This is a genomic window from Rhizobium sp. AC44/96, from assembly GCF_001692185.1.
In the GTDB taxonomy this organism is placed as follows: Bacteria; Pseudomonadota; Alphaproteobacteria; order Rhizobiales; family Rhizobiaceae; genus Rhizobium.
Window position 1 is genome coordinate 1,135,615 of record NZ_LXKO01000001.1, and the last position, 23,260, is coordinate 1,158,874.

The 23,260-nt window shown below is 60.3% G+C and carries 31 protein-coding genes; 11 read left to right on the forward strand and 20 right to left on the reverse strand.

Features of this window, described 5'->3' with window-relative positions; translation table 11 throughout:
• The first annotated feature begins 66 nt into the window (after positions 1-66).
• Positions 67-1,905 carry a dihydroxy-acid dehydratase gene (ilvD, locus tag A6U87_RS05565; RefSeq protein ID WP_065690153.1) on the forward strand — a complete coding sequence of 613 codons (1,839 nt, stop codon included), beginning with the start codon at positions 67-69 and terminating at the stop codon, positions 1,903-1,905.
• 53 nt (positions 1,906-1,958) lie between these two features.
• On the opposite strand, the gene A6U87_RS05570 is transcribed toward ilvD, so the two are convergent.
• Complete coding sequence (locus tag A6U87_RS05570; protein ID WP_065690154.1) at positions 1,959-2,315, reverse strand: lysozyme inhibitor LprI family protein; 357 nt, start codon at positions 2,313-2,315, stop codon at positions 1,959-1,961.
• Between the two features lie 14 nt (positions 2,316-2,329).
• Positions 2,330-2,716: a YkvA family protein gene (locus tag A6U87_RS05575; RefSeq protein WP_065690155.1), complete on the reverse strand. Its 387-nt coding sequence runs from the start codon at positions 2,714-2,716 to the stop codon at positions 2,330-2,332.
• Between the two features lie 138 nt (positions 2,717-2,854).
• Between A6U87_RS05575 and A6U87_RS05580 the strand changes: the two genes are divergently transcribed.
• Both A6U87_RS05580 and A6U87_RS05585 read left to right on the forward strand, forming a co-directional pair.
• Complete coding sequence (locus A6U87_RS05580; RefSeq protein ID WP_065690156.1) at positions 2,855-4,258, forward strand: DegQ family serine endoprotease; 1,404 nt, start codon at positions 2,855-2,857, stop codon at positions 4,256-4,258.
• Positions 4,255-5,571 (forward strand): replication-associated recombination protein A, encoded by a 1,317-nt coding sequence (locus A6U87_RS05585; protein ID WP_065690157.1) that lies wholly within the window; start codon positions 4,255-4,257, stop codon positions 5,569-5,571. The genes A6U87_RS05580 and A6U87_RS05585 overlap by 4 nt, the downstream gene beginning before the upstream one ends.
• Here A6U87_RS05585 and A6U87_RS05590 read toward each other — a convergent pair whose 3' ends face one another.
• The 4 genes from A6U87_RS05590 to A6U87_RS29870 all read right to left on the reverse strand — a co-directional run bounded on the left by A6U87_RS05590 (position 5,572) and on the right by A6U87_RS29870 (position 7,340).
• Positions 5,572-5,877: a DUF1883 domain-containing protein gene (locus A6U87_RS05590; protein WP_065690158.1), complete on the reverse strand. Its 306-nt coding sequence runs from the start codon at positions 5,875-5,877 to the stop codon at positions 5,572-5,574.
• Between the two features lie 97 nt (positions 5,878-5,974).
• Complete coding sequence (locus A6U87_RS05595) at positions 5,975-6,235, reverse strand: hypothetical protein (protein ID WP_065690159.1); 261 nt, start codon at positions 6,233-6,235, stop codon at positions 5,975-5,977.
• 53 nt (positions 6,236-6,288) lie between these two features.
• On the reverse strand, positions 6,289-7,179 hold the full coding sequence (locus A6U87_RS05600; RefSeq protein WP_065690160.1) for a dihydrodipicolinate synthase family protein: 891 nt from the start codon (positions 7,177-7,179) through the stop codon (positions 6,289-6,291).
• A complete protein-coding gene (locus tag A6U87_RS29870) occupies positions 7,176-7,340 on the reverse strand; it encodes a hypothetical protein (RefSeq protein WP_158007255.1) in 165 nt (54 codons plus the stop codon). The genes A6U87_RS05600 and A6U87_RS29870 overlap by 4 nt, the downstream gene beginning before the upstream one ends.
• 357 nt (positions 7,341-7,697) lie before the next feature.
• Between A6U87_RS29870 and A6U87_RS05610 the strand changes: the two genes are divergently transcribed.
• Entirely contained in the window at positions 7,698-8,108 is a 411-nt protein-coding gene (locus tag A6U87_RS05610; protein ID WP_065690162.1) for a DoxX family protein, read from the forward strand.
• A 7-nt stretch (positions 8,109-8,115) separates the two neighbouring features.
• Here the strand turns inward: A6U87_RS05610 and A6U87_RS05615 are convergent, their stop codons facing one another.
• From A6U87_RS05615 to A6U87_RS05665, 11 genes are all read right to left on the reverse strand, one after another.
• A complete protein-coding gene (locus A6U87_RS05615) occupies positions 8,116-8,886 on the reverse strand; it encodes a DUF4239 domain-containing protein (RefSeq protein WP_065690163.1) in 771 nt (256 codons plus the stop codon).
• Positions 8,887-8,996: 110 nt separating this feature from the next.
• Positions 8,997-9,788: a sulfite exporter TauE/SafE family protein gene (locus tag A6U87_RS05620; RefSeq protein WP_065690164.1), complete on the reverse strand. Its 792-nt coding sequence runs from the start codon at positions 9,786-9,788 to the stop codon at positions 8,997-8,999.
• A gap of 55 nt (positions 9,789-9,843) precedes the next feature.
• Positions 9,844-10,269 carry a hypothetical protein gene (locus A6U87_RS05625; protein ID WP_065690165.1) on the reverse strand — a complete coding sequence of 142 codons (426 nt, stop codon included), beginning with the start codon at positions 10,267-10,269 and terminating at the stop codon, positions 9,844-9,846.
• Positions 10,270-10,281: 12 nt separating this feature from the next.
• Positions 10,282-11,214, reverse strand: a complete 933-nt coding sequence (argC, locus tag A6U87_RS05630) for an N-acetyl-gamma-glutamyl-phosphate reductase (RefSeq protein ID WP_065690166.1) — start codon at positions 11,212-11,214, stop codon at positions 10,282-10,284.
• A 63-nt stretch (positions 11,215-11,277) separates the two neighbouring features.
• Complete coding sequence (gene speB / locus A6U87_RS05635) at positions 11,278-12,237, reverse strand: agmatinase (protein WP_065690167.1); 960 nt, start codon at positions 12,235-12,237, stop codon at positions 11,278-11,280.
• Between the two features lie 147 nt (positions 12,238-12,384).
• Positions 12,385-12,597, reverse strand: coding sequence for a hypothetical protein (locus tag A6U87_RS05640; protein ID WP_065690168.1), 213 nt, complete (start codon positions 12,595-12,597; stop codon positions 12,385-12,387).
• A gap of 52 nt (positions 12,598-12,649) precedes the next feature.
• On the reverse strand, positions 12,650-13,060 hold the full coding sequence (locus A6U87_RS05645; protein WP_065690169.1) for an SRPBCC domain-containing protein: 411 nt from the start codon (positions 13,058-13,060) through the stop codon (positions 12,650-12,652).
• The gene (locus tag A6U87_RS05650) at positions 13,057-13,380 is read right to left on the reverse strand and encodes a helix-turn-helix transcriptional regulator (protein WP_065690170.1); all 324 of its coding nucleotides are present in this window, start codon (positions 13,378-13,380) and stop codon (positions 13,057-13,059) included. Before A6U87_RS05650 ends, A6U87_RS05645 begins: the two co-directional genes overlap by 4 nt.
• Positions 13,381-13,602: 222 nt before the next feature.
• A complete protein-coding gene (gene rpsI, locus A6U87_RS05655; protein ID WP_056820294.1) occupies positions 13,603-14,070 on the reverse strand; it encodes a 30S ribosomal protein S9 in 468 nt (155 codons plus the stop codon).
• 2 nt (positions 14,071-14,072) lie between these two features.
• A complete protein-coding gene (gene rplM, locus A6U87_RS05660; RefSeq protein ID WP_065690171.1) occupies positions 14,073-14,537 on the reverse strand; it encodes a 50S ribosomal protein L13 in 465 nt (154 codons plus the stop codon).
• Positions 14,538-14,761: 224 nt separating this feature from the next.
• Entirely contained in the window at positions 14,762-15,193 is a 432-nt protein-coding gene (locus A6U87_RS05665) for a PaaI family thioesterase (protein WP_065690172.1), read from the reverse strand.
• Between the two features lie 72 nt (positions 15,194-15,265).
• Between A6U87_RS05665 and A6U87_RS05670 the strand changes: the two genes are divergently transcribed.
• Positions 15,266-16,099, forward strand: coding sequence for an enoyl-CoA hydratase (locus A6U87_RS05670; RefSeq protein ID WP_065690173.1), 834 nt, complete (start codon positions 15,266-15,268; stop codon positions 16,097-16,099).
• A 7-nt stretch (positions 16,100-16,106) separates the two neighbouring features.
• On the opposite strand, the gene A6U87_RS05675 is transcribed toward A6U87_RS05670, so the two are convergent.
• On the reverse strand, positions 16,107-16,943 hold the full coding sequence (locus A6U87_RS05675) for an EamA family transporter (protein ID WP_065690174.1): 837 nt from the start codon (positions 16,941-16,943) through the stop codon (positions 16,107-16,109).
• Between the two features lie 406 nt (positions 16,944-17,349).
• The gene (locus tag A6U87_RS05680; protein ID WP_065690175.1) at positions 17,350-17,682 is read right to left on the reverse strand and encodes a hypothetical protein; all 333 of its coding nucleotides are present in this window, start codon (positions 17,680-17,682) and stop codon (positions 17,350-17,352) included.
• Between the two features lie 119 nt (positions 17,683-17,801).
• Between A6U87_RS05680 and A6U87_RS05685 the strand changes: the two genes are divergently transcribed.
• From A6U87_RS05685 to A6U87_RS05705, 5 genes are all read left to right on the forward strand, one after another.
• Positions 17,802-18,230 carry a CoA-binding protein gene (locus A6U87_RS05685; RefSeq protein WP_065690293.1) on the forward strand — a complete coding sequence of 143 codons (429 nt, stop codon included), beginning with the start codon at positions 17,802-17,804 and terminating at the stop codon, positions 18,228-18,230.
• Positions 18,231-18,342: 112 nt separating this feature from the next.
• Positions 18,343-19,626 (forward strand): O-acetylhomoserine aminocarboxypropyltransferase, encoded by a 1,284-nt coding sequence (locus A6U87_RS05690; protein WP_065690176.1) that lies wholly within the window; start codon positions 18,343-18,345, stop codon positions 19,624-19,626.
• Positions 19,627-19,880: 254 nt separating this feature from the next.
• The gene (locus A6U87_RS05695; protein WP_065690294.1) at positions 19,881-20,126 is read left to right on the forward strand and encodes a DUF3302 domain-containing protein; all 246 of its coding nucleotides are present in this window, start codon (positions 19,881-19,883) and stop codon (positions 20,124-20,126) included.
• A complete protein-coding gene (locus tag A6U87_RS05700; RefSeq protein WP_065690177.1) occupies positions 20,123-21,064 on the forward strand; it encodes an HlyD family secretion protein in 942 nt (313 codons plus the stop codon). Before A6U87_RS05695 ends, A6U87_RS05700 begins: the two co-directional genes overlap by 4 nt.
• Before the next feature lie 162 nt (positions 21,065-21,226).
• Entirely contained in the window at positions 21,227-21,571 is a 345-nt protein-coding gene (locus tag A6U87_RS05705) for a cupin domain-containing protein (RefSeq protein WP_065690178.1), read from the forward strand.
• 19 nt (positions 21,572-21,590) lie between these two features.
• Here the strand turns inward: A6U87_RS05705 and A6U87_RS05710 are convergent, their stop codons facing one another.
• Complete coding sequence (locus A6U87_RS05710; protein WP_065690179.1) at positions 21,591-22,106, reverse strand: MarR family winged helix-turn-helix transcriptional regulator; 516 nt, start codon at positions 22,104-22,106, stop codon at positions 21,591-21,593.
• Positions 22,107-22,259: 153 nt separating this feature from the next.
• Here A6U87_RS05710 and A6U87_RS05715 point away from each other — a divergent pair, with 153 nt between their 5' ends.
• The gene (locus A6U87_RS05715) at positions 22,260-23,063 is read left to right on the forward strand and encodes an SDR family oxidoreductase (protein ID WP_065690180.1); all 804 of its coding nucleotides are present in this window, start codon (positions 22,260-22,262) and stop codon (positions 23,061-23,063) included.
• The last annotated feature ends 197 nt before the right edge of the window (positions 23,064-23,260 follow it).

Sequence of the window (23,260 nt, forward strand, 5' to 3'; positions counted from 1 at the left end):
TTGCCCGGCCGCAAGCCTTGCCGCCACGCAACGTCGATAACTTCCGGCACCTTGAGGAATACACCAATGCCAGCTTATCGTTCCAGAACCACGACCCACGGCCGCAACATGGCAGGCGCGCGCGGCCTTTGGCGCGCAACGGGCATGAAGGATTCGGACTTCGGCAAGCCGATTATTGCGGTGGTGAACTCCTTTACCCAGTTCGTTCCCGGCCACGTCCATCTCAAGGATCTCGGCCAGCTCGTTGCTCGCGAGATTGAAGCGGCGGGTGGCGTCGCCAAGGAGTTCAACACGATCGCCGTCGACGACGGGATCGCCATGGGCCATGACGGCATGCTCTACTCCCTGCCGTCGCGCGAGCTCATCGCCGACAGCGTCGAATACATGGTCAACGCCCACTGCGCCGACGCCATGGTCTGCATCTCGAACTGCGACAAGATCACCCCCGGCATGCTGATGGCGTCGCTGCGCCTCAACATCCCGACGGTCTTCGTCTCCGGCGGTCCGATGGAAGCCGGCAAGGTTGTCCTGCATGGCAAGAAGGTCGCGCTCGATCTGGTCGATGCGATGGTTGCAGCGGCTGACGACAAGATCAGCGATGAAGACGTCGCCGTCATCGAACGTTCCGCTTGCCCGACTTGCGGTTCCTGCTCCGGCATGTTCACGGCAAACTCGATGAACTGTCTGACCGAAGCCCTTGGCCTATCACTGCCGGGTAACGGCTCGACGCTGGCGACCCATTCCGACCGAAAGGAACTTTTCCTGGAAGCCGGTCGCCGCGTCGTCGCGCTCGCGAAGCGCTATTACGAGCAGGACGATGAGACTGCATTGCCGCGCACGATCGCCAGCAAGGGTGCGTTCGAGAACGCCATGGCACTCGACATCGCCATGGGTGGTTCGACCAATACCGTTCTGCACATTCTCGCTGCCGCCCACGAAGGCGAGATCGATTTCACGATGGATGATATCGATCGCCTGTCGCGCCGCGTTCCCTGCCTGTCGAAGGTCGCGCCTGCCAAGGCCGACGTTCACATGGAAGACGTTCACCGCGCCGGCGGTATCATGGCGATCCTTGGCGAACTCGATCGTGCCGGCCTGCTGAATGTCGACCTGCCGACCGTCCATGCTCCGACCATGCGTGAAGCGCTGGCCCAGTGGGATGTCGCAGTCACCGACAACAAGGCTGCCTTCGACCTCTTCAGCGCCGCACCAGGTGGTGTTCCGACGCAGGTTGCCTTCAGCCAGAGCTCTCGTTGGGAGGAACTCGACCTCGACCGCGAGAAGGGCGTTATCCGCGATGCACAGCATCCCTTCTCGAAGGATGGTGGCCTCGCCGTTCTGAAGGGCAACCTCGCGCTCGATGGCTGCATCGTGAAGACCGCCGGCGTCGATGAATCGATCCTGAAGTTCTCGGGTCCGGCCAAGGTCTATGAGAGCCAGGATGCGGCCGTAAAGGCGATCCTGTCGAACCTTGTTGTGGCCGGTGACGTCGTCGTCATTCGCTACGAAGGTCCGAAGGGCGGTCCGGGCATGCAGGAAATGCTCTACCCGACCAGCTATCTGAAGTCGAAGGGTCTCGGCAAGGCTTGCGCGCTGATCACCGACGGTCGCTTCTCTGGTGGTACATCGGGTCTATCCATCGGCCACGCTTCCCCGGAAGCGGCGAACGGTGGCACGATCGGTCTCGTTCGCGATGGCGACATGATCGACATCGACATCCCGAACCGGACCATCAGCCTGCGGGTCGATGACAAGGAGCTGGCCACGCGCCGTGCCGCGCAGGAAGAGAAGGGCTGGCATCCCGCCGAAGTCCGCAAGCGCAACGTCACGACCGCGCTGAAGGCCTATGCGGCCTTCGCAACCAGCGCCGACCGTGGCGCCGTGCGCGATCTCGGGAGCCGCTGAACAGTAATCTGGCTACGCTGATCAAGAGTCAGCTGCTCGATGGACCGGTCGCCTCAAAGCGGCCGGTTTATCTTTTTGTAGGTCGAGTCCAGCTGCAGCAGCCGTTCGTCGTATGCGGCCTTGATGCAGGATGTGTCGGCGCCACAAGCCTGTCGCTTCTTCAGCCATGCCGTCTGTTCGTCCTGAAGCGTGCCGCGTGCTCCCATCGCCATCAGGCCGGAGAGAAGGTCGAATGTCGTCACCATCTTCACGTCGGCGTCGTTGAGCGTCCTGATATCGCAAATCGCCTTCTCGTCAGGCTGCAGCGTCTTCGCCTCGCAATCGAAACTGGCGGCGTAGCTGGCTGTCGACAAAGACAGCAGCATGGAGACGCCGGTCAGCGCCAAGGCAATGTCGCGAAGTGAGATCATGCATCGTTTCCTGTTCAACTACGAAGGGCCCTCAGAAAGAGCAGGCCCATGTAGATGATGCAGCAGGCCCAGACGACAAGGATAAAGATCATGCCCGCTCGCCCCGACGGCCGCTTAAGCCGCGCCGCCGCTTGAGCACGAAGGTCTGCCATTACACCGGGAGGGATGAGACGGGTTGCCAGCAGGATGCCAAACGGCACGATGATCAGGTCGTCGAGATAACCGAGCACAGGAATGAAGTCTGGTATCAGATCGACCGGCGAGAGAGCATAGACGGCGACCGCACCGGCCACCGCCTTGGCATGCCACGGCACCCGATCGTCGCGAGCGGCGAGCCACAGTGCGACAATGTCTCTTTTCAGTGACTTCGCCCAGCTTTTGGCTTTTGTTATCAGTTGCATGTCGTCTGTTCCTGAATCATTTTGGCAAGCGCGTTCAGCATCTCGTGAGCTGCCTTATTCTTCCATGGTTCCGCCCTCTTTCCTTTCTAGCGTCCAGCGCTACAAGTCATTCTCGAGAGTATTTCAGAAGGGATTCCCATGCACGATCTGTTGAAACGCGCCGCATTGCCGCTGATGGCTCTGGTGCTCGTGCTGCCGTTCGATGCCAATGCGCAGACCGCTAAGACCGTACCGCAGAGCCAGATGGAGATGCAGCTTTCCTTTGCGCCATTGGTCAAGCAGACCTCGGGCGCCGTGGTCAACGTCTATGCGGAAAAGACGGTTCGACGCCAGTCGCCCTTCGCCGGCGATCCCTTCTTCGAGCAGTTCTTCGGGCAGCAGATGCCGAACAGAACCGAGAAGCAATCGTCGCTCGGTTCGGGTGTCATTGTCGAAGCCAATGGCACGGTCGTCACCAACAACCACGTGATCGAAGGTGCTGACGATATCAAGGTCGCCCTGTCGGACGGACGGGAGTTTCCCTGCAAGGTCGTGTTGAAGGATGACCGGTTCGATCTCGCCGTCTTGAAGATCGACACCAAGGAAACCTTCCCGACACTGCCGATAGCCAACTCCGACAGTGTCGAGGTCGGCGATCTTGTCCTCGCGATCGGTAATCCCTTCGGTGTCGGCCAGACTGTCACATCTGGTATCGTTTCAGCGCTGGCCCGTAACCAGGTGGTCAAGAACGAGTTCGGCTTCTTCATCCAGACGGACGCCTCGATCAACCCCGGTAATTCCGGCGGTGCTTTGATGAACATGAAGGGTGAGCTGATCGGCATCAACACGGCGATCTTTTCGCGTGGTGGCGGCTCGAACGGAATCGGCTTTGCGATTCCGGCCAATCTCGTCAAGGTTTTCCTGGCGTCGGCCGATGCGGGTGTAAAGACCTTCGAGCGCCCCTATGTCGGCGCGACCTTCGATGCGGTAACCTCCGAGGTTGCTGATGCGCTTGGGCTCAGCAAGGCGCGAGGTGCAATCGTGGTGAAAGTCACCGAGGGTGGACCAGCTGCAAAGGCGGGCTTGAAGGCAGGCGAGGTGATTACGGCTGTCGATGGCGTTCCTGTCGAGCACCCCGACGCGCTTCTCTATCGTCTGACGACCGCCGGTCTCGGAAAGTCCGCCAAGCTGACGGTGGTCGATAACGGCCATGAGGAACAGCTGGGCATCGAGCTTGGCCGCGCACCTGAAACGGCACCGCGCGATCAACGCACCATCGGCGGTCGTTCGCCCTTTACCGGCACCGTCGTCGAGAACCTGTCGCCGCGTGTTGCCGACGAACTGAGGATGCCCACCGAGTCGACCGGCGTCGTCGTCGCCGAAGTGAAGGACGGTTCGGTCGCCGCCCAGCTTGGCTTTGAGCCGAAGGACATCATCGTGTCCATCAATGGCACGGAGGTAAAGACCACCAAGGATCTGGCCGGACTCGCCACCCAGGAGCCGAGCTTCTGGCGCGTCGAGATCGAGCGCGACGGTCAGCGCATCCGGCAGTTCTTCCGATGAGCAACGATCTCTTCGCGCCGCGCATTCCGCAGGAGGTCGCCAACCGGCGACCGCTTGCCGACAGGCTTCGCCCGCAGACGCTTTCCGAAGTCACCGGTCAGGAACACCTGACCGGTGATGACGGCGTTCTGAAGCGAATGATCGAAAGCGGCTCGTTGGGATCGATGATTTTCTGGGGCCCGCCGGGCACCGGCAAGACCACCGTTGCGCGGTTGCTGTCGGGCGAGGCGGGTCTCGCCTTCGAGCAGATTTCCGCGATCTTTTCCGGGGTGGCTGATCTCAAGAAGGTGTTCGAGTCGGCGCGGCTGCGCCGCATGGACGGGCGTCAGACGCTGCTCTTTGTCGATGAGATCCATCGCTTCAATCGAGCGCAGCAGGATAGCTTCCTGCCAGTCATGGAGGACGGCACCGTCATCCTCGTCGGCGCGACGACCGAGAACCCGTCGTTCGAGCTCAATGCCGCTCTTTTGTCGCGCGCCCGTGTCCTCACCTTCAAGTCGCATGATGATACAAGCCTCGAAGAGCTGTTGAAGCGGGCCGAGGCAACCGAACAGAAACCCCTGCCGCTGACGCCGGAGGCAAGGATCAGCCTGCTCCGCATGGCCGATGGCGATGGCCGCGCGGTGCTGACGCTGGCCGAAGAAGTCTGGCGCGCTGCCCGCCAGGGCGAGACCTTCGACACGGAAGGCCTGACGCGCATCGTCCAGCGCCGTGCCCCTGTTTATGACAAGGCACAGGACGGGCACTACAATCTGATTTCCGCGCTGCATAAGTCGGTCCGCGGATCCGACCCGGATGCCGCGCTCTACTATCTCGCGCGCATGTTCGATGCCGGCGAGGATCCGCTATACCTAGGACGCCGGCTGGTGCGCATGGCCGTGGAGGATATCGGTCTTGCCGATCCCCAGGCGCTAGTGATCTGCAACGCCGCCAAGGATGCTTACGACTATCTGGGCTCTCCTGAAGGAGAGCTAGCGCTGGCCCAGGCTTGCGTCTATCTCGCCACAGCCCCGAAATCGAACGCCGTCTACACCGCGTTCAAGGCCGCGACGCAGGCGGCCAAGCAGAACGGCTCGCTCCTGCCGCCCAAGCACATTCTGAATGCGCCGACGAAGCTGATGAAGGATGAAGGCTACAACGAAGGCTATCGCTACGATCACGACGAGCCGGATGCCTTCTCAGGTCAGGACTACTTTCCGGAAAAGATGGGACGCCAGACCTTCTATGACCCGCCGGAACGCGGCTTCGAGCGGGATATCAGGAAGCGTCTGGATTGGTGGGCGAAGCTTCGCAAGGAGCGTAACCAGCGCTGATCAGGAGGCGCGCACCTGTCCGGCAGGCGCGGCAATCAGTTTCACGGCAGACTCCGCCAGGCCATGATGCCCTTCCATGTCGACCACCAGATGCCAGTGGCCGCTTTCCGGGATCGACAATTTCACAGGTGATTTGCGGGCGATACCGCCCACATATTTGAAGTCGAGCACTTCGGTGAAACGCTGGTAGTTCGGCGCCGTCATCAATCGAACATTCGCAACGGCTGACAGTGTCACCTCGATGATCGTCCCAGCTCGCTGTTCCTTGAGGTCATAGTGGGTGAAGCGAAAGTTGGGTTTCGGCATTATGGGGGCGTCCGTCGTCTATTGCGACGGACATTAGCGATTCCCGGTTAAGGAAGAGTTGGCCTTTGAGGCTCCAGCCGGGATTTCTGCAAAGCCACTAATGGACGATGGGATCCGAGCCGCCTTCGATGAGACGGAGAGCCGTTTCCCCTGGAGCGAACGAGATCTGGCTGAGATCGTGGTCGCATTCTTCGGCCGCGAAATGCAGCGCCGCATCCCGGCTGACGAATATGCCACCTACGCGCCCCTCACGATCATTGACGACCCAGCGCCCGGCGCGGTTGCTGCCGATCGTGAAACGCGGAAGCGCTTGCGGGCTGGCTGCTGCGAAACGGCGAGCGTGATGGAGGAGGGGCATTTCAGTTCCTTTCGTGAAATGTCGGGGATTCGACGACACGGTCGCACAGGCGGTCAGGACGCCAGCGGGTGCGTTTCGGCGGTGGAGGTGAGTGCTTCGAAAACGGCTGCCTTCTCCTCGGTATCAAGCTCCACCATCGGCAGGCGAACCGTTGGATCGATATCCAGGAGAAGCCGCAGCGCATATTTGATCTGCGCCGGTGCCTGGTCGCCCAGTATTTGCATCACCGTGTGCAGCCGCCGTTCAAGCGCCAGAGCTCCAGGAATATTGCCGGCGAGGGCGGCATTGTGGAGCGAATTGAACAATCGCGGGTGGATATTGGCGCCGGACGAGATGATGCCGGTGCCGTAGCCGCTCAGAAAAGCGAGCGAGGTATCGTCGCTGTCGGAGAGGAACAGCAAGCGCGCGCGCAACGCAGGCGGCTGAGGCTGCATCCCGTGCCCGATGATGCCGATGATCGAAGGAATGGACGCAAGCGCCTCCAGTGTCCGTGGCGAAAGGCAGCTTGCTGAGCGCGCCGGGTTGTCGTCCACGATGAGCGGGATACTGGTTTCCGTGGCGAGCGTCTCAAAATGGTGAAGAATGCCGCGCTGTCCGGGCTTCGAATAATAGGGGACGGTCACGATCGCGGCGGCCGCGCCGAGAGCTTCGGCCTGCTGGGTGAGCCTTATCGTTTCGAGCGTGCAGTTGGTGCCGGTCGCGGCAACTATTGGAACGCGACTGTCTGCCGCTCTCACGCAGCACTGAAGGACCGCCGAACGCTCGAGCATTGAAAGGGTCGGGCCTTCCCCCGTAACCGTGCAAACGGCGATGCCGCCGATGCCGGACTGGATCTGCCTGATGGCGAGACTTTCCAGCGCTGTAAGGTCGACTGCCTCGCCACGGAAGGGCGTTATCAAGGCCGTCGTGACGGCCCCGAGACGCAAGGTGGTGCTCGGTCTCATTGGTGCCAGAACCCGCCCAGGATCACGTAAAGCTCGACCGCCGCCAGCACGACGCCGAACAGGATCATGGCCTGCGCCGTTCGCCTTTCACGCATCCGCCGTTTCGGCACGTGCCGCTCCGGCCGGGAGATGTGCAGGCTCGAAGAACTGAAGTCTCTCATGACGTTCACCTTGTGCATCATGAGGAAAGGCTACCGCCGGCCGCCGTAGGAAATCCATTCCGCTACCCGCTGCGAGAAATAGAAATTGCATAAAGATCGATGCCGGCCTGATCGTCTCAAACGATTCTGAGATCAGTGGCTTCTCAGGGTTTCCGGAATCTGGATGTGAACGACTTGAATCAAAATAGGAGCGCCCACATCGTGCGGGCAATCTCTCCGATCTCGCGGGGCGATCAAAAAAAGATTGTGCGGGCCTGTCGGAACGACGGCCCGCAATCCGTCCTTGCAGCGAGAGGTCAACAGGCATCAACTGCCGGAGATCGAAACGGAAGGCCACCGGCCGGGGAGGACAACATCATGGGTAGGACAATCGCAATTCTCGTCGCACGCCTCATCTTTGCGGGGGTGTTCCTGATGGCGACGAGCTTCAAGTTTATCGACATGCAATCGACTGCGAGCTACATCGCCTCGGCGGGCTTCCCGGCTCCGCTGTTCCTCGCTTGGGTGGCCGCTTTCTTTGAGCTTGCGCTAGCGCTTGCGCTCCTGACGGGCGCCTTCTTTTCCCAGGCGGCATTGCTGGCCGGCATTTACGTCATCTTCTTGGCCTTCGCTTTTCATGGGCCTGGCCACTGGAGCGGCAATCAGGCTGAGTTCGGCTTCTTCATCGACCACTTCACCTTCCTTGCCGGCCTGCTCTTTGCAGCCGTGCACGGGCCCGGCGAGACGCTTGTCGTAAGAGACAACAGGCTCCGCACAGCGCTGCGCTAGCCGCCAGTCAGTTATCGGCCACTGGCGCCGCCATCTCCTGCAACAGCCGCTCGAAGGCCGCTGGTTCCAACGTCGCGGGCGGGTTGTAGGGGTTGGAGAAGGCGTAGATGAAGAACAGAATGATGCCGGTGAACGCGCCAAGCACGCACAGCAGCAACAGGTTTCGCGGGTCGGGCGGGTAAGGGTAATAGCCGAGCGCCATGAAAACGACGCCGGAGATCGCCGCAAACCAGAAGATGCTGCTGATGGAGTCCGTGCCGCTGTTGGCGCGTTTGTCGCGGGAATCCGCGATGCTGTGGACGTCGACCAGCATGTGCTCCCTGATGCTCTGTTGTCGCGGGTTGGTAGGCGTCAGATCGAGAATTCTCTGGTAGACGCTGTCCCACTTGCTCCAGGCCGTCTGTGACAGTTCTCCCGTCGAGCCAAGCTCATGCCATTCCTCGTCGACGACGATTTGCACATACTCGAACAGCGCCTGTTGAATTAACTGCTTCTCGTCGGAGCCGTAGCGATCTGCATCGTAATAGATATCGGCAATCGCGTTGGCCTCCGTGACGCTCTCGAACTTCAATTGCTGGTACTCGATCATCTCCTGGGCGAACACCAGTGCCAGGATGAGGGCATGGAGCGATGAGATGCGCAGGACGATCGCACCGGCCAGCTCCCGGTCCTTGCCGGTCGGGTCAGTGCCCATGACGAGGCGCATGAGAAAATAAAACGCAAGGGTTACGACGATCGTCCCGCCGATGAAGGCAATACCGAACAAGACGGTATTCATGATTGCTCCCTCTGAACTCCTCGGGGGCAACTGTATGCGGCTTGCGGCAGTTGATCAACGAAGCCGCAAAACGGCGCTCTCAGCCGTTCGGTGGAGGCCCGCGCCGAGGCTCAGCGCAGGATTCTGTCGAGCGCCGGCATGCCCAGAAAAGCCGAGGCGCCGATCAGGCCATAGCAGATCACACGGAAGGTGCTTTCCCGTGCCAGCCCGAAAAGCCTGGAGCCGGCGAACAGGCCGATCGTATAGCTCGGCAGGATGACGAGCGTCAGCGCAAACACCGTCGGCACGAACAATCCGCCGGCGTAATAGCTGACCACGCTGAAGCAGGTGGAGATGGCGAAATAGAGAATGATGTTCGACCGGACCTTGGTGAAGTCGGTTTTCCCACCCAGCCAGTAGGCAACCACCGGCGGGCCACCCAACTGCGCCGCACCGCTGAACAGCCCGGCAACAAGACCGACACCGGCGCTGAGATAGGAATGCGGCCTTCCATGATAACGCCAACCCGAGACGAGCAGCGCCAGCAGCAACACGGCAATGATCGTGATCGACCAGCGCAGAAGCAGGGGATCGAGCAACGCCAGCACGGCGGTCCCGGCCGGCACGCCCAGCATCGCGCCGGCAGCCATCGTAAAGACCTCTCGCCTGTTCGCGCGCTGCCAGGCGGGTGGGATCATGCCCAGCGTCGCCAGCCCGTCGATCACAAGCAGCACGGGCGAGATCAGCTTTGGCCCAATGATGGCCCCGCCGAGCGGAATGAAGATCAGCGCCGCGCCAAAGCCCGAAAAGCCGCGCGCGAGGCCGGCGATGCAGGCGATGACGATCAGCGAATAAAGACCATCATCCGGCAGCGCGGCAGAAAACCAGGCGGTCGCGTCGGTCACAAACTGGCTAGTTGCCATTGCACAAAATTCCGTGGGGCAAGGTGCATGTCATACGGAAGCACACCGCCAGAGGTCAGACATTTGGTTGGAAACGGCACTGCATATTTGCGCACACGATGCCGTACATGCCGCCAACTGCCGCGCCAACGAAAAGATAGGCCGCCTCGTATCCCGGTGGGGTGAAGTAGGTTTCGACTTGTGACAGCCAAAGCATGATGGTGCCGGCAATAAGGCCGCCACCGATCGGCTGCACCAGATATGCGCTGCGGCCGCTCGTTATCCGAGGAAGAGTAATCGAGACGGCGTCTATCAATATTCCTGTCGTTAACAGCAACAGAAAAAGAAGTAACGCGGCAAGCCAGAGGTCTGGATCAAGACCGATAGCCGCCCCACGCAAAAGGCCTCCTGTCATCTGCCAAAGTGTAAGCAGCCCAAGTAGCAACAGATCGACGAGCGCGATCGTTGCGAACGTCAGGGCTAGGCGCTTGGCATTGCCCACGGCCGCTCAGCTCTAGGAGGCCAGCATCAGATCCATGTTCTGCACCGCGGCTCCCGACGCGCCCTTGCCGAGATTGTCAAGCAGGGCAACCAGATTGACCTGCGAACCGCCTGGCGTGCCGAACACGAAGAGCTTCATCGTGTCCTTGCCGGCGAGCTCGACGGCATCGACGCGCGCCATCTTGCTGCTGTCTGCAAGCGGAACCACCGTGACGATATCCTGGCCGGCATAATGGGCGGTCAGCGCCGCGTGGATGCTCTCAAGCGTCGCGCCCGGCGCCAGCATGTCGAGGTGCAGCGGCACCTGCACGATCATGCCTTGCGCGAACTTGCCGACCGACGGCGCAAAGATCGGCGCGCGGTCGAGCAGGCCGTGGATTTTCATCTCGGGGACGTGCTTGTGCGTCAGCGGCAGCCCGTAGAGGAAGTGCGGCGCGCTGATCGCGTCGTCGCGGCTCTGGTCTTCCATCTGTGCGATCATCTGCTTGCCGCCGCCGGTGTAGCCGGAAACCGCGTTGACGGTCACAGGGTAGCCGTCCGGCAGGATGCCGGCGGCGCGCAGCGGCCGCATGAGTCCGATGGCACCGGTGGGATAGCAGCCCGGATTGGCGACGAAACGCGCCGACCTGATCTTGCCTGCCTGCTCCTTGTCCATCTCGGCGAAGCCGTAGGCCCAGGAGGGATTGATGCGGTAGGCGGTCGATGTGTCGATGACGCGGACATTGTTGTTGGCCGAGACCATCTGCACGGCTTCCTTCGACGCATCGTCGGGAAGGCAGAGGATCGCGATATCGGCGCTGTTCAGCATGTCCTCGCGGATCGCGGCATTGCGGCGCTCCGCTTCCGGAATGGACAGAAGCTCGACGTCGCGGCGACCAGCCATGCGCGTGCGGATCTGCAAGCCCGTCGTGCCGTGTTCGCCATCGATGAAGATCTTCGGTGCCATTGTCTTGCTCACAATTTCAATAGGTTGGAATGAAGTCCGGATTCATTTTGTAAGAGGGATAAGTCAGCCGTGTGACGCTGTCGCGCGTCGTTCGGCATGTAGCCCCAGCATATACATCGCGACCGTCGCCCCCGCAATGGCGGTGATGTCGGCATGATCGTAGGCTGGCGACACTTCAACGACGTCGGCACCGCGGATATCGAGCTGGTGCAGCCGTTGCAGCACCGAAAGGATCTTGGCGCTGGACGGGCCGCCCGAAACGGGCGTGCCGGTGCCGGGCGCATAGGCGGGATCCAGGCAGTCGATATCGAAGGTCAGGTAGGCCGGCGCACCCTTGGTGTGCGAAATGATCATCGATGCGATCTCGGCCGCACTCATGTCTTCGACCTGGTGGCCGTAGAGGATGCTGATGCCGAAATCATCCGGCGCATGCGTGCGGATGCCGATCTGGATCGAACGATCGGGATCGATGATGCCGTCGCGGACCGCGCGCGCCACGAAGGAGCCATGGTCGATCCGCTTGTTATCATCGAACCACGTATCCTGGTGTGCGTCGAACTGCACCAGCGCCAGCGGGCCGTGCTTGGCCGCATGCGCCTTGAGGATCGGCCAGGTCACATAGTGGTCGCCACCGAGCGTCAGCATGAAGGCGCCGCTGTCGACGATCGTCTTTGCCTGCTTTTCGATCGCGGCTGGCGTCTCATGATGATTGCCATAATCGAGCAGGCAGTCGCCGTAGTCGATGACCGCCATGTCTTCGAACAGGTCGCGGTTGAAGGGGTACTGGGGATCGTTGTCGAAGATCGCCGAAGCCCGACGAATTGCCTGCGGCCCGAAGCGCGTGCCCGGCCGGTTGGACGTCGCGGCATCGAACGGGATACCCCAGACCACCACGTCGGCGCCGGTCAGGTCCTTCGTGAAGCGGCGACGCATGAAGGACAACGCTCCGGCAAACGTTGGATCCGTGGCCGCGGAGGTAAGGCTCGTTGCCGTGAAAGCATGATCGATCGACTTGTTCGCCAAGTGAATACTCCTTCTCGCTGGCTTCAAGGAGTATGTGGCTCGACCACCGAATGCAACAATATCCGACGGTTATCGGATGACGGATCGATGAAGATTGCGGGATTGCTGCCAACGGCGGCACATCGTGCCGCCGTTGCTCACAGCCAGCTAGGCGCCCATCTTGCTCATTCGGCCCTTGGCCGTATAGGGCAGGGCAAACATATAGAGCCCGCTGAACAGCAGCAGGAAGAGCGGAGGCAGCGGCGAGTAGGTCAGCCAGTCGGGTGCCTCACCGAACGGCCTGACTGCGAAATTGGCAATGACAGTCAGTGTAAACAAAATTGAGAACCATCGGTGGCCCTGTCTGATCCATGCACTCATGTTCTGCTCCTCCTTCAAGATTAATGTTCAATCGCGGGCCTTGCCGGCGAAATCAATCATTGCGCGCCAGCGCCTCGCCGAGATTATCGAAGAAGCGTTGCCAGCCATGCTTGGCGCCTGCGTAGGCCTGCTGCTGGTCTGGGCGGAAGCCGGACTGCTCCATCCGCAGATGCGTGCCGCCACTGGTCGGCGTCAGGGTCCAGGTGACAACACTCTCGAGGCCGTAGGCGTTCCAGGTATAGGAGAGCGTGCTGATCGGCGCGATTTCAAGAACCGTGCAATCCACCGAGCCCCAGTCCGCAGTCAGTTTGAAACGGTGATCCCTCACAGGCGCAAAGTCGTTCTTCATCAGCCATTCGGCGATAAGGTGCGGTTGCGTCAGGGCGCGCCACGTCTTCTCCTGCGAAAACGGCAGCTGCCGCTCGACGACGACGGAACGTGTTTCGGTCGATGTATCGTTCATTGGTCCATCCTTTTCAGCAAGTCTTCGAGTTCGTCGAACTTCTTTTCCCAAAAGCCGGTCATCTCGGCTGTCCAGTCGGTCAGCGGAACGAGGGCGCCGGGCTGGGCGCTGTAATGCGTCTGGCGGCCGTCCTGGCGGTCGCGGACAAGGCCGGCCCGCTTGAGATTCGCCAGATGCTTCGAAACCACCGGCTGCGACACGCCGGCATGTGCCGTCAGGGCGCTGACGGTCTTCTCGCCCTCGCGGCAAAGTCGCTCGAAGATACCGCGCCGTGTGGGATCGGCGAGTGCGCGAAATAAATTGTCCTGGCGTTCAGACATGCGTAATTCATACCCGATTGGCTATTAATTGACGTATAGCCGCATGGGTATGAATGTGTCAAGCAGTGGGTTGACCGGTGGCGGGAGATGGAAGCGCAATCTTGCTCTTGTCCGGAGAACGAGAGGCGATGCCGGCTTGCCTATTGATCAAGCACGGTGAGCGCCGGGCACAAAAAAAGGCCGGGCAAAGCCCGGCCTTCCAAAGTCCGAAATCCGAAGCGATTAACGCTTGGAGAACTGGAACGAACGGCGGGCCTTGGCCTTACCGTACTTCTTACGCTCGACAACGCGGCTGTCGCGGGTCAGGAAGCCACCCTTCTTCAGGACCGAGCGCAGGCCCGGTTCGAAGTAGGTGAGTGCCTTGGAAACGCCGTGACGAACGGCACCGGCCTGGCCGGAAAGACCGCCGCCTGCAACCGTTGCGATGATGTCGAACTGGCCGTCACGGGCAGCAGCAACGATCGGCTGACGCAGAATCATCTGCAGAACCGGACGTGCGAAGTATTCCGTGAATTCCTTGCCGTTGATGACGATCTTGCCGGAGCCCGGCTTGACCCATACACGGGCAACGGCGTTCTTGCGCTTGCCGGTGGCGTAGGAACGGCCAAGCGAGTCAACCTTGCGGACGTGAACCGGAGCCGAAGCTTCGGTAGCCGTGCCGAGATCCTTCAGGGAGGAGAGGTCAGCCATTCTTAGGCGCTCCTTACGTTCTTCTTGTTCAGCTTGGCGACGTCGAGAGCGACAGGCTGCTGTGCTTCATGAGGATGATTGGAACCAGCGTAGACGCGGAGGTTCTTCATCTGGCGACGGCCGAGCGGGCCACGCGGAACCATGCGCTCAACAGCCTTCTCGAGAACGCGCTCCGGGAAGCGGCCTTCGATGATCTGACGAGCGGTACGCTCCTTGATGCCGCCTGCGTAACCGGTGTGCCAGTAGTAAACCTTGTCGGAGTACTTCTTGCCGGTGAATACGACCTTGTCGGCATTGATGACGATGACGTTGTCGCCGTCGTCAACGTGGGGCGTGAAGGTTGCCTTGTGCTTGCCGCGCAGACGCATAGCGATGATGGAAGCGAGACGACCAACAACGAGCCCTTCGGCGTCGATGATGACCCACTTCTTCTCCACCTCTGCAGGCTTCTGGGAGAAAGTTGCCATAGTAGTTACTCTCTTTTGGATCCCTTGTGCCCGAAGGCGAAAGGGCGTTTCTTGTTGCTTGATTTGGGAGCCCGAAGGCGCACCAAAAAGAAAGCAGCCGGGAAGGGCTGCGATCTGACGCGGTGTATAAGGCTTGTCGCGAACGCGGTCAATATCGCGGCGAATTGCGCCACGAAAAACAATGAAGTAGAATCAAATACTTAGGTATGTGGTAATTTGTTACCTCAATTTTCTCCGGGCGGAATCGAGTATGTTGCCGTCGCGTGGGCGATTAAATACTCTGGATCACCCTGAGAAATCGACGCTTCAATGACTGCAAGGCGCCTGCCGAGCTTCAGGATTTTGCATGTGCAGACCGTCGGCTGCAACCGAGGCAGTCGCAGGAAGTTGATGTTGAGATTGGTGGTCACGGCCAGCGCCACGGGGCCGATGTGGGCAATCACAGCCACGTAGGCGGTCACGTCGGCCAGTGTAAAAAGGGCAGGGCCTGACAGGGTTCCACCGGGTCTCAGGTGTCGGTCGGAAGGGTCGAGCCGCATGGAGGCCCGACCCGGCGCTATCTCGGTTACCACCATCACGCGGCCATCGGCGTGGATCTGCGGAAAATGCGCGTCGAGAAATCGGTGGACCTCGTCGATTGTCATCACTGGTTGCATCGCTTCTCCTCGAAATCCCAGGCCGCTTGTGGCAAAACTGTAGGCACGAAGCAAACATGCAGGAGTTCAGCCATGGCAGAAGTCGTATCGTTTCGAACGGATGCAAGCAAAGCGAATGGTGGCGCATTGGTGATCCGCCAGCTTTCCGATGGCATATTGCGGCTGACGCTCAACAATCCTCCGGCCAATGCGCTGTCGATCGCCGTTCTCGAGACGCTGATGGGCGAATTGCAGAACGCTGCCGAAAACGACGATGTCCGCATAGTGATCATTGCTTCGACCGGGACCGTTTTTTCCGCCGGTCATGACCTCAAGGAGCTGACGGAGCATCGTGGCGACGCGGACGGCGGTGTTGCCTTCTTCGAGGAAACATTTGCTCTTGCCGCGGATCTGATGATGGAGATTGCGCGACTGCCCAAGCCGGTGATTGCCGAAATCGATGGTCTGGCCACGGCCGCCGGCTGCCAGCTTGTCGCCTCCTGCGACCTCGCGATCTGCACGGATACGGCCACCTTCTGCACGCCGGGTGTCAACATCGGGCTCTTCTGCTCGACGCCGATGGTTACGATCTCGCGCGCGGCTCACCGCAAGCAGGCGATGGAAATGCTGCTGACCGGTGAGACGATCGACGCATCGACGGCGAAGGACTTCGGCCTCGTCAATCGCATCGTCCCCAAGCAGTACCTGACGCAGGTCGTCACCAAATACGCTTCGGTCATCGCCGGAAAGTCGCCGCTGACGCTGAGGATCGGCAAGGAAGCCTTCTACCGCCAGCTCGAAATGCCCGTCGAGGAGGCCTATGGCTATGCCGCGCAGGTGATGGTCGAGAATATGCTGACCGCGGATGCGGAGGAGGGGATTGGCGCCTTCCTGGGCAAGCGAATGCCGGAGTGGACGGGGGAATAGCCAACGGCTACCCCAGCTTCAGGATCAATCCCCCCATCGCGATGATCACGCCGGCGAGATAGCGCCACGGGCTCGCCTTTTCTTTCAGGATCACGACTGAAATGATGAGGGCAAAGAGGATCGACGTTTCTCGCAAGGCAGCAACGGTTGCCACCGGGGCCTTGGTCATGGCCCATAGTGCCAAGCCATAGGAGGCGATGGAGCCGCCGCCGCCGATCAATCCGCGCCACCAGTTGTAGCGGACATGAACCGCAACGGCGAAAAGCCCGCGGCGCCAGATCGCCCACGAAAACAGAAGCACCGGCGGCAGCAGCGACATCCAGAGCGTATAGGAAATTGCGTTGCCGGATAGTCGGGCGCCGATGCCGTCGACATAGGTATAGGTCGCAATGACGAAGGCATTGGCGAGCGCGAGCCGGATGGCATGACCGCTTCCCTTCCGGGCCTCGAAGGCCAGCGTCAGAATGCCGGCACAGATCGTCATGGTACCAATCAGAGCGCCGCCGGACAGCGTCTCACCGAGGATGACGCCGCTCGTCGCGACGATCAGGAGGGGCGCGCAGCCTCGCATCAGCGGATAAACCAGGCCGATGTCGCCAGCCCGATAAGCACCGGCAACCAGCTGGAAATAGATGAACTGCAGGATCGCCGAGGCCCCGATGAATGGCCACGATGCGGATGCCGGCATCGGCAGCAAGGCCAGGAAGGGTAGCGCGCAGGCGGCGCCGCCTGCGGAAACGAGGCTGGCATCGAGCGACTTGTCGGTGCCGGCCTTGATGAGGGCATTCCACGTTGCGTGGAGCAACGCCCCGAATAGGACGAGAAGGATGATATCTAGCGGCAAGAATGGACTACCGGATGGTGTAAGAAGAGCGATGGAGACGGTTGTTACGCCCTGCCGGAGAAAAAGCAATCGCAATATGGGCTGCGCTGAAAAGCGCTCGTTTGGCCGATGCTGGCAGGAGTGCAACTTGCGGCTTATCTCGGCTCAATGCAAAAATGATGGGCGTACACCAAAAGCCGATCGAGCGAGCCTAATCCATTCAACTATGCGGTGTTTCTAACATATGCGTGAACAAATGCGGACATAAACAGGTTATACACAGAACAGTGATGCGGATGGTGTTAACAATTTCTGGCTGTGTGACAAAGCTGTCACAATCGATCTCCTCGCTGATCATGATGATATATACAATAGGTTGTGCCAGAGAGGCTAAGCTCCCGGCCTTTCCAAACGTCGCTCGAAGGAATCACAGCGAATTGTTTGGTATGATAAATGTCCCGTCCAGGTTGTCTATGTTCTGGCAATTCAGAACAGGGCACTGCGGATTGTCCTTGGTCGGAATACGCGTCCACTCGGCATATTTGTTCGCGTCGCAAAAGCGGCTGTTGCGGATATAACGATCGAAAAGTGCCATGCCGCGAACCCGCGTCGAGGGGTAGCGGAAGATCACGGCGCCTTCGTTGTGAATGGCCGCGCGCGCCCTGTCGCAGGTTATCGTCAGCGAATTGTAGCGCGAGATCGCCATGGCCGGCGATGCAGCCAGAACGGTCGCTGCAACAAAAAGAACTGTCTTTCTCATCACCATATCCTCCAGGGCGTCATCGTGCCTATATACGATCAACTTCGCCGTTGGTTTCGTATCTTGCTAAACCGAGGCGAGATAACACAAATATGGCCGCATTCCTGAGGATGCCCAGCATGAATCACGACAAATACGACGACAGCTATATTCTCGACATCTTGCATTCGGTGAAGACGATCGCCTTGACCGGCGCATCGCCCAACCCGGCGCGCCCCAGCAACGGCGTGATGGGCTATCTTCTGTCGCGCGGCTATACTGTCATACCGGTCAATCCGGGGCAGGCGGGCAAGGCCATACACGGGCAGACCGTTTATGCTCGCCTATCGGATGTCCCCGTTGCGGTGGACATGGTCGATGTCTTTCGCGCGTCGCAATATCTGTCCGAGGTCGTCGATGAGGCGTTGGCCATGCAACCGCGGCCGAAAGTGATATGGGCGCAGCTTGGCGTCCGCGATGATGCGGCGGCCGAACGAGCCGAGGCTGGCGGGATCAAGGTCGTGATGAACCGCTGCCCGGCCATCGAGTATCCGCGCCTTCTGAGGTGAGTGCGAGAAAATTTTCCGCCAAACGCCTTTCGGTTGAAACAGATAGCAATTAACTTTTCGAGATCGTCCGCTATGCTCCGCCCCATTCTATTGAAAAGTATGGGAGGACTGCATGAGCAATAACGATCCAGGTTTTAATACGTTGGCGATTCACGCCGGGGCCAAGCCAGACCCGGCAACCGGTGCCCGTGCGACACCGATCTATCAGACGACGGCATATGTCTTTAACGATGCGGACCATGCGGCTGCCTTGTTCGGCCTGCAGCAGTTCGGAAATATCTATACGCGCATCATGAACCCGACGCAGGCCGTGCTCGAAGAGCGCGTTGCGGCACTGGAGGGTGGCACCGCGGCGCTCGCCGTAGCCTCGGGTCATGCGGCGCAGATGATCGTTTTTCACACCATCTTGCGGCCCGGCGAGAATTTCGTCGCCGCCAAGCGCCTCTACGGCGGTTCCATCAACCAGTTCGGCCATGCCTTCGATAATTTCGGCTGGCAGGTTCGCTGGGCCGATCCGGCTGATCCTGTAAGCTTCGAGAGCCAGATCGACGAAAAGACCCGTGCGATCTTCATCGAGAGCTTGGCGAACCCCGGCGGCACGTTCGTCGACATCGCGGCGATTGCGGAAGTCGCCCACAAGCACGGTCTGCCGCTCATCGTCGACAACACGATGGCCAGCCCCTATCTCATTCGCCCGATCGAGCACGGCGCCGACATCGTCGTTCACTCGCTGACCAAGTTCCTCGGTGGCCACGGCAATTCGATGGGTGGCATCATCGTCGATGGCGGCACGTTCGACTGGTCGAAGTCCGGCAACTACCCGATGCTGTCGAGCCCTCGGCCGGAGTACAACGGCGTCGTGCTGCATTCGACCTTCGGCAATTTCGCCTTTGCAATTGCATGCCGCGTCCTTGGCTTGCGCGATCTCGGCCCGGCAATTTCGCCGTTCAATGCGTTCCTGATCCTGACCGGTATCGAGACGCTGCCGCTGCGCATGCAGCGCCACAGCGAAAATGCCGCTGCCGTGGCGAAATGGCTGAAGGCGCACAGCAAGATCGCCTGGGTGAACTATGCCGGCCTGGAGGACGACCCGAACCACGCCCTGCAGAAGCGCTATTCCCCGAAGGGTGCGGGCTCGGTGTTCACCTTCGGCGTGAAGGGCGGCTACGAAGCAGGCAAGTCGCTCGTCGAAAATCTCCAGCTCTTCTCGCACCTCGCCAACATCGGCGATACGCGCTCGCTCGTCATCCACCCGGCATCGACCACACATCGCCAGCTGACGGATGAGCAGAAGATCGCGGCCGGCGCCGGCCCTGATGTCGTTCGTCTGTCGATTGGTATCGAGGACGTGAAGGACATCATTGCCGACCTCGAGCAATCGCTCGCCAAGGTCTGAAGCCGCTGAGTTTCAGAAGCACAATGTCGGGCTTCAGCCACTGGCTGGAGCCCGATTTCGTATCTGGCCATGCCGCCCGCCCGGCGGTCCTCACGCCAAGCGTTGCGACCACCGTGGGCAATTAGCGCCAGCATTTACCGTTACGTACTTGCGTGAAGTGGCCCTGCCACCACAATCCCATCATCGCCCGGGTTGAGCGCTGCGCCGTCGGATCCCGGCGGTGATGTGCCTATTCCTCTCAAGGATCTTGGATGATGAGTATCGTAGACGTCTTCGCCTGGATCGTTCTGATCGTTCTCGTTGCCAGTACCGTGGCCGTCATTGTCTTTCTCGCAATGTTGCCGGGAATGGTCGCAAAGCGGCGCAACCATCCCTGGATCGCTGCCGTCACCGTGGGCGGTTGGGTGACGCTGTTCTTCGGCTTTGCCTTTTGGCCGCTGGTGCTGATCTGGGCTTACGTCGACGTGCCGCGGGCTGCGAACGCGGAGAAGGCGCAATGATCGTTGTCCTGCTGAACGTCTACCTCGTCATCCTGTTCTGCCTGGTGAAATTCCGCATTGTTCGGTTCAACCTTTTCTGGAAGATTTCGCCGGTCATCGTCTTCCTGTTGCTGCTGATCGGCCTTTTCATTCCGATGAACTGGGGCGCGCCGCAGGGGGCGGCACTGGTTGTCCGCAACTCGGTGGCAATCGTTCCCGATGTGGCAGGCGAGGTGGTCGATGTGCCGGTGAAAGCGAACACGCCGCTGAAGGCCGGCGACGTGCTCTTCCGTATCGACCCCGTTCCCTATCAGGCGAAGCTGGACGCGCTCGCGGCGCAACTCGAGCTCGCCAAGCTGCGGCTATCGGAAACAACGAGGCTGCGCACGACCGGTGCCGGTCGCGGTTTCGATGTCGAACAGGCCCAAGCCGAAACCGACCAACTCGCAGCTGAGATCGCCGAGGCGAAATGGAACCTCGACAAGACGGTGGTGCGAGCGCCTGCCGACGGATACGTGACCAACGTGGGGCTGCGGGCCGGCGCACGGGTCTCCAGCCTTCCGCTGTCGCCCGTCATGGCGTTCATCGATACCTCCGAGACGATCATCGGCGTCGAGGTTCCCCAGATCGATGCGCGCTATCGGGAACCTGGCCAGATGGCCGAGATCACCTTCAAGTTCATGCCCGGCAAGGTCTATACCGGGAAGGTGGAAAGCATTCTCCAGGCCGTATCGACAGGACAGACGCAGACGTCCGGCTCCGCGGTGACATCAAAGGCCATTCAGAATCTGCCGTTGGTCGTCCGGATCAAGCTGGATGACGATAGCATCGCGGGCAGGCTTCCCGCCGGGAGCACAGGCACGGCGGCGATCTATACGAGCCATGTCGAGGCCGCGCATGTCATCAGAAAGGTGCTGCTGCGACAGATCGCGATAACCAACTACATCAATCCTTTCTAGCTTGGCGGTGAACCGCCTTGCTTTTTGTTCATCGGCTGGGCGACAGTGACAAATCGACAAACCGTAACGGTCTTGCGGCGCGGGCGCACGCAATCCGCACTGCGCTACGAATTTCATCGCCGGGCGGGCGGTCGCGCGTCCTGGCGGAACAACAGAGGTCCCATGGCGAACTACATCACTTTCGACATCAGCGACGCCGAAGCGGAGCACGGCGCTCCGGAGGCCGACCGCATTATTTCCGGCAATCCTCAGTTCAGGACGTGGAATCTCGAAGACGTCGATGGCGTTCTCTACGCGGGCATATGGGAAGCGACGCCGGGCAAATGGCGCATCGCCTACGATGAATGGGAATATTTCAACGTATTGTCCGGTCATTCGATCGTGACCGAAGATGGTGGCGACGCCGTTCAGCTTCGAGCGGGCGACCGAATGGTTCTCAGGCCGGGCTTTAAGGGGACCTGGGAAGTCGTTGAAACGACTCGCAAGGACTATGTGATCAGGCTGTAGCCAACCGACCGTCGCGCACTCACCTTTGGGTTCGCTGCGCGTTGGCGGTGGCGACATCCTCGGATGCGTGGTCAGCGCTGGCAAATGCGCGGGCGAAGTCCGGCGATGAGATCAGGTCCATGGTCTGCCGAAGCGCCTCAGACGCTTCCTTTCCGAACGCTGCGTCGAAGCGGGCCTGCGCGTCTCGCCACAAGATGTTCGTCTTCGTCCAGAGTTCGTTGCCGGCATCTGTCAGGCGCACGCGTTTCACGCGGCGGTCCTGCGCGTCCGGCACCAGTTCCACGAGGCCATCGCGCAAGAGTGGCTTCAGCGTGTGGCCGAGTGCGGAGAGGTCCATGACCATGGTTTCGGCCAGCAGCTTCAGCGGCGTCTCTTTTCCGATCTTGATCTGGGTCAGCAATGTGTACTGGGTGATCCTCAGCCCGCTCGGCGCAAGGATATCTTCGTAAAGCTGGCCAAGCTGGCGGGACGCACGTTTCAATGCCCCGTTGCTGCAGTAGCTCCACACGCCTGGCTCTTGTCGTTTTTCATTCATCTCGTTGCCTCCGCGGCTGTTGTCCTCCGCGCGTTGACGATCAGTCAATCGCGGCGACCGCAATTTTTGAATGAAGGCCCTTGCACAATCGCGATCACGGATCAATATAGTGGCATATACCAGTAAATTCCAAAAACCGAAAGGAATGCTGCAATGTCCCGCTCCAATCTCGGAACTGCCCTCGTAACCGGTGCCTCGTCCGGCATCGGCGCCACCTATGCGGATCGCCTGGCCAAGCGCGGTTATGACCTGCTGCTGGTCGCGCGCGATGCCGGTCGCCTCTCTGCGCTGGCGGAAAAACTGGCCAAGGAGCAAGGTGTGCAAGTGGATGTTCTGCGTGCCGATCTGACCGACAGGGCGGACGTGCGCGTGGTCGAACAGCGCTTGCGTGGGGACGAGGCAATCACCTTGCTCGTCAACAACGCTGGGGTCGGCCCCAAGGGCAAGCTCCTCGCTGACGATGCCGATTATCTGGAAAAGATGATTGAGCTCAACGTCGTCGCGGTAAACCGCCTGGCTGTCGCCGCCGCCCAGGCATTTGCCGAAAGGGGCAGGGGAACGATCGTCAATATCGCCTCGGTCGTCGCCTTCATACCGGAACAGTTCAATGGCACTTATAGTGCGACGAAGGCGTTCGTGCTCAATCTGACCCAAGGTATCCACGCTGAGACTGCGGAAAAGGGCGTCAAGGTTCAAGCGGTTCTGCCGGGCTTGACGCGGACAGAGATCTTCGAGCGCGCCGGCTTGTCGACCGACAGGTTCCCGCCATCAATGGTGATGGACGTCACCGACATGGTTGACGCCGCTCTTGCCGGCCTCGATCAGGGTGAACTGGTCACCATTCCGTCGCTGCCGAACGATCAGGACTTGGCTGCGCTGACCACGGCTCGTCTGGCGCTGGCGCCGAATCTTTCGCACGACAAGCCGGCAGGTCGCTACGGCGTCGCCGCCGGTTGAAAGACCCGCATCTAGAGCGGGATTGTTTTAGGCGGAGTCGGGAAGTGGATTCCCTTTCTGGTGCAAATCAGATTCACCATTCTGGCCGGTGAAGGAGGCCGGCCTGGATGGCGAGACCTTTTTCAGATGATCTTCGTGAGCGAGTTGTTTGCGCGGTGACGCGCGAAGGGCTGTCGTGCCGCGCCGCGGCAAAGCGT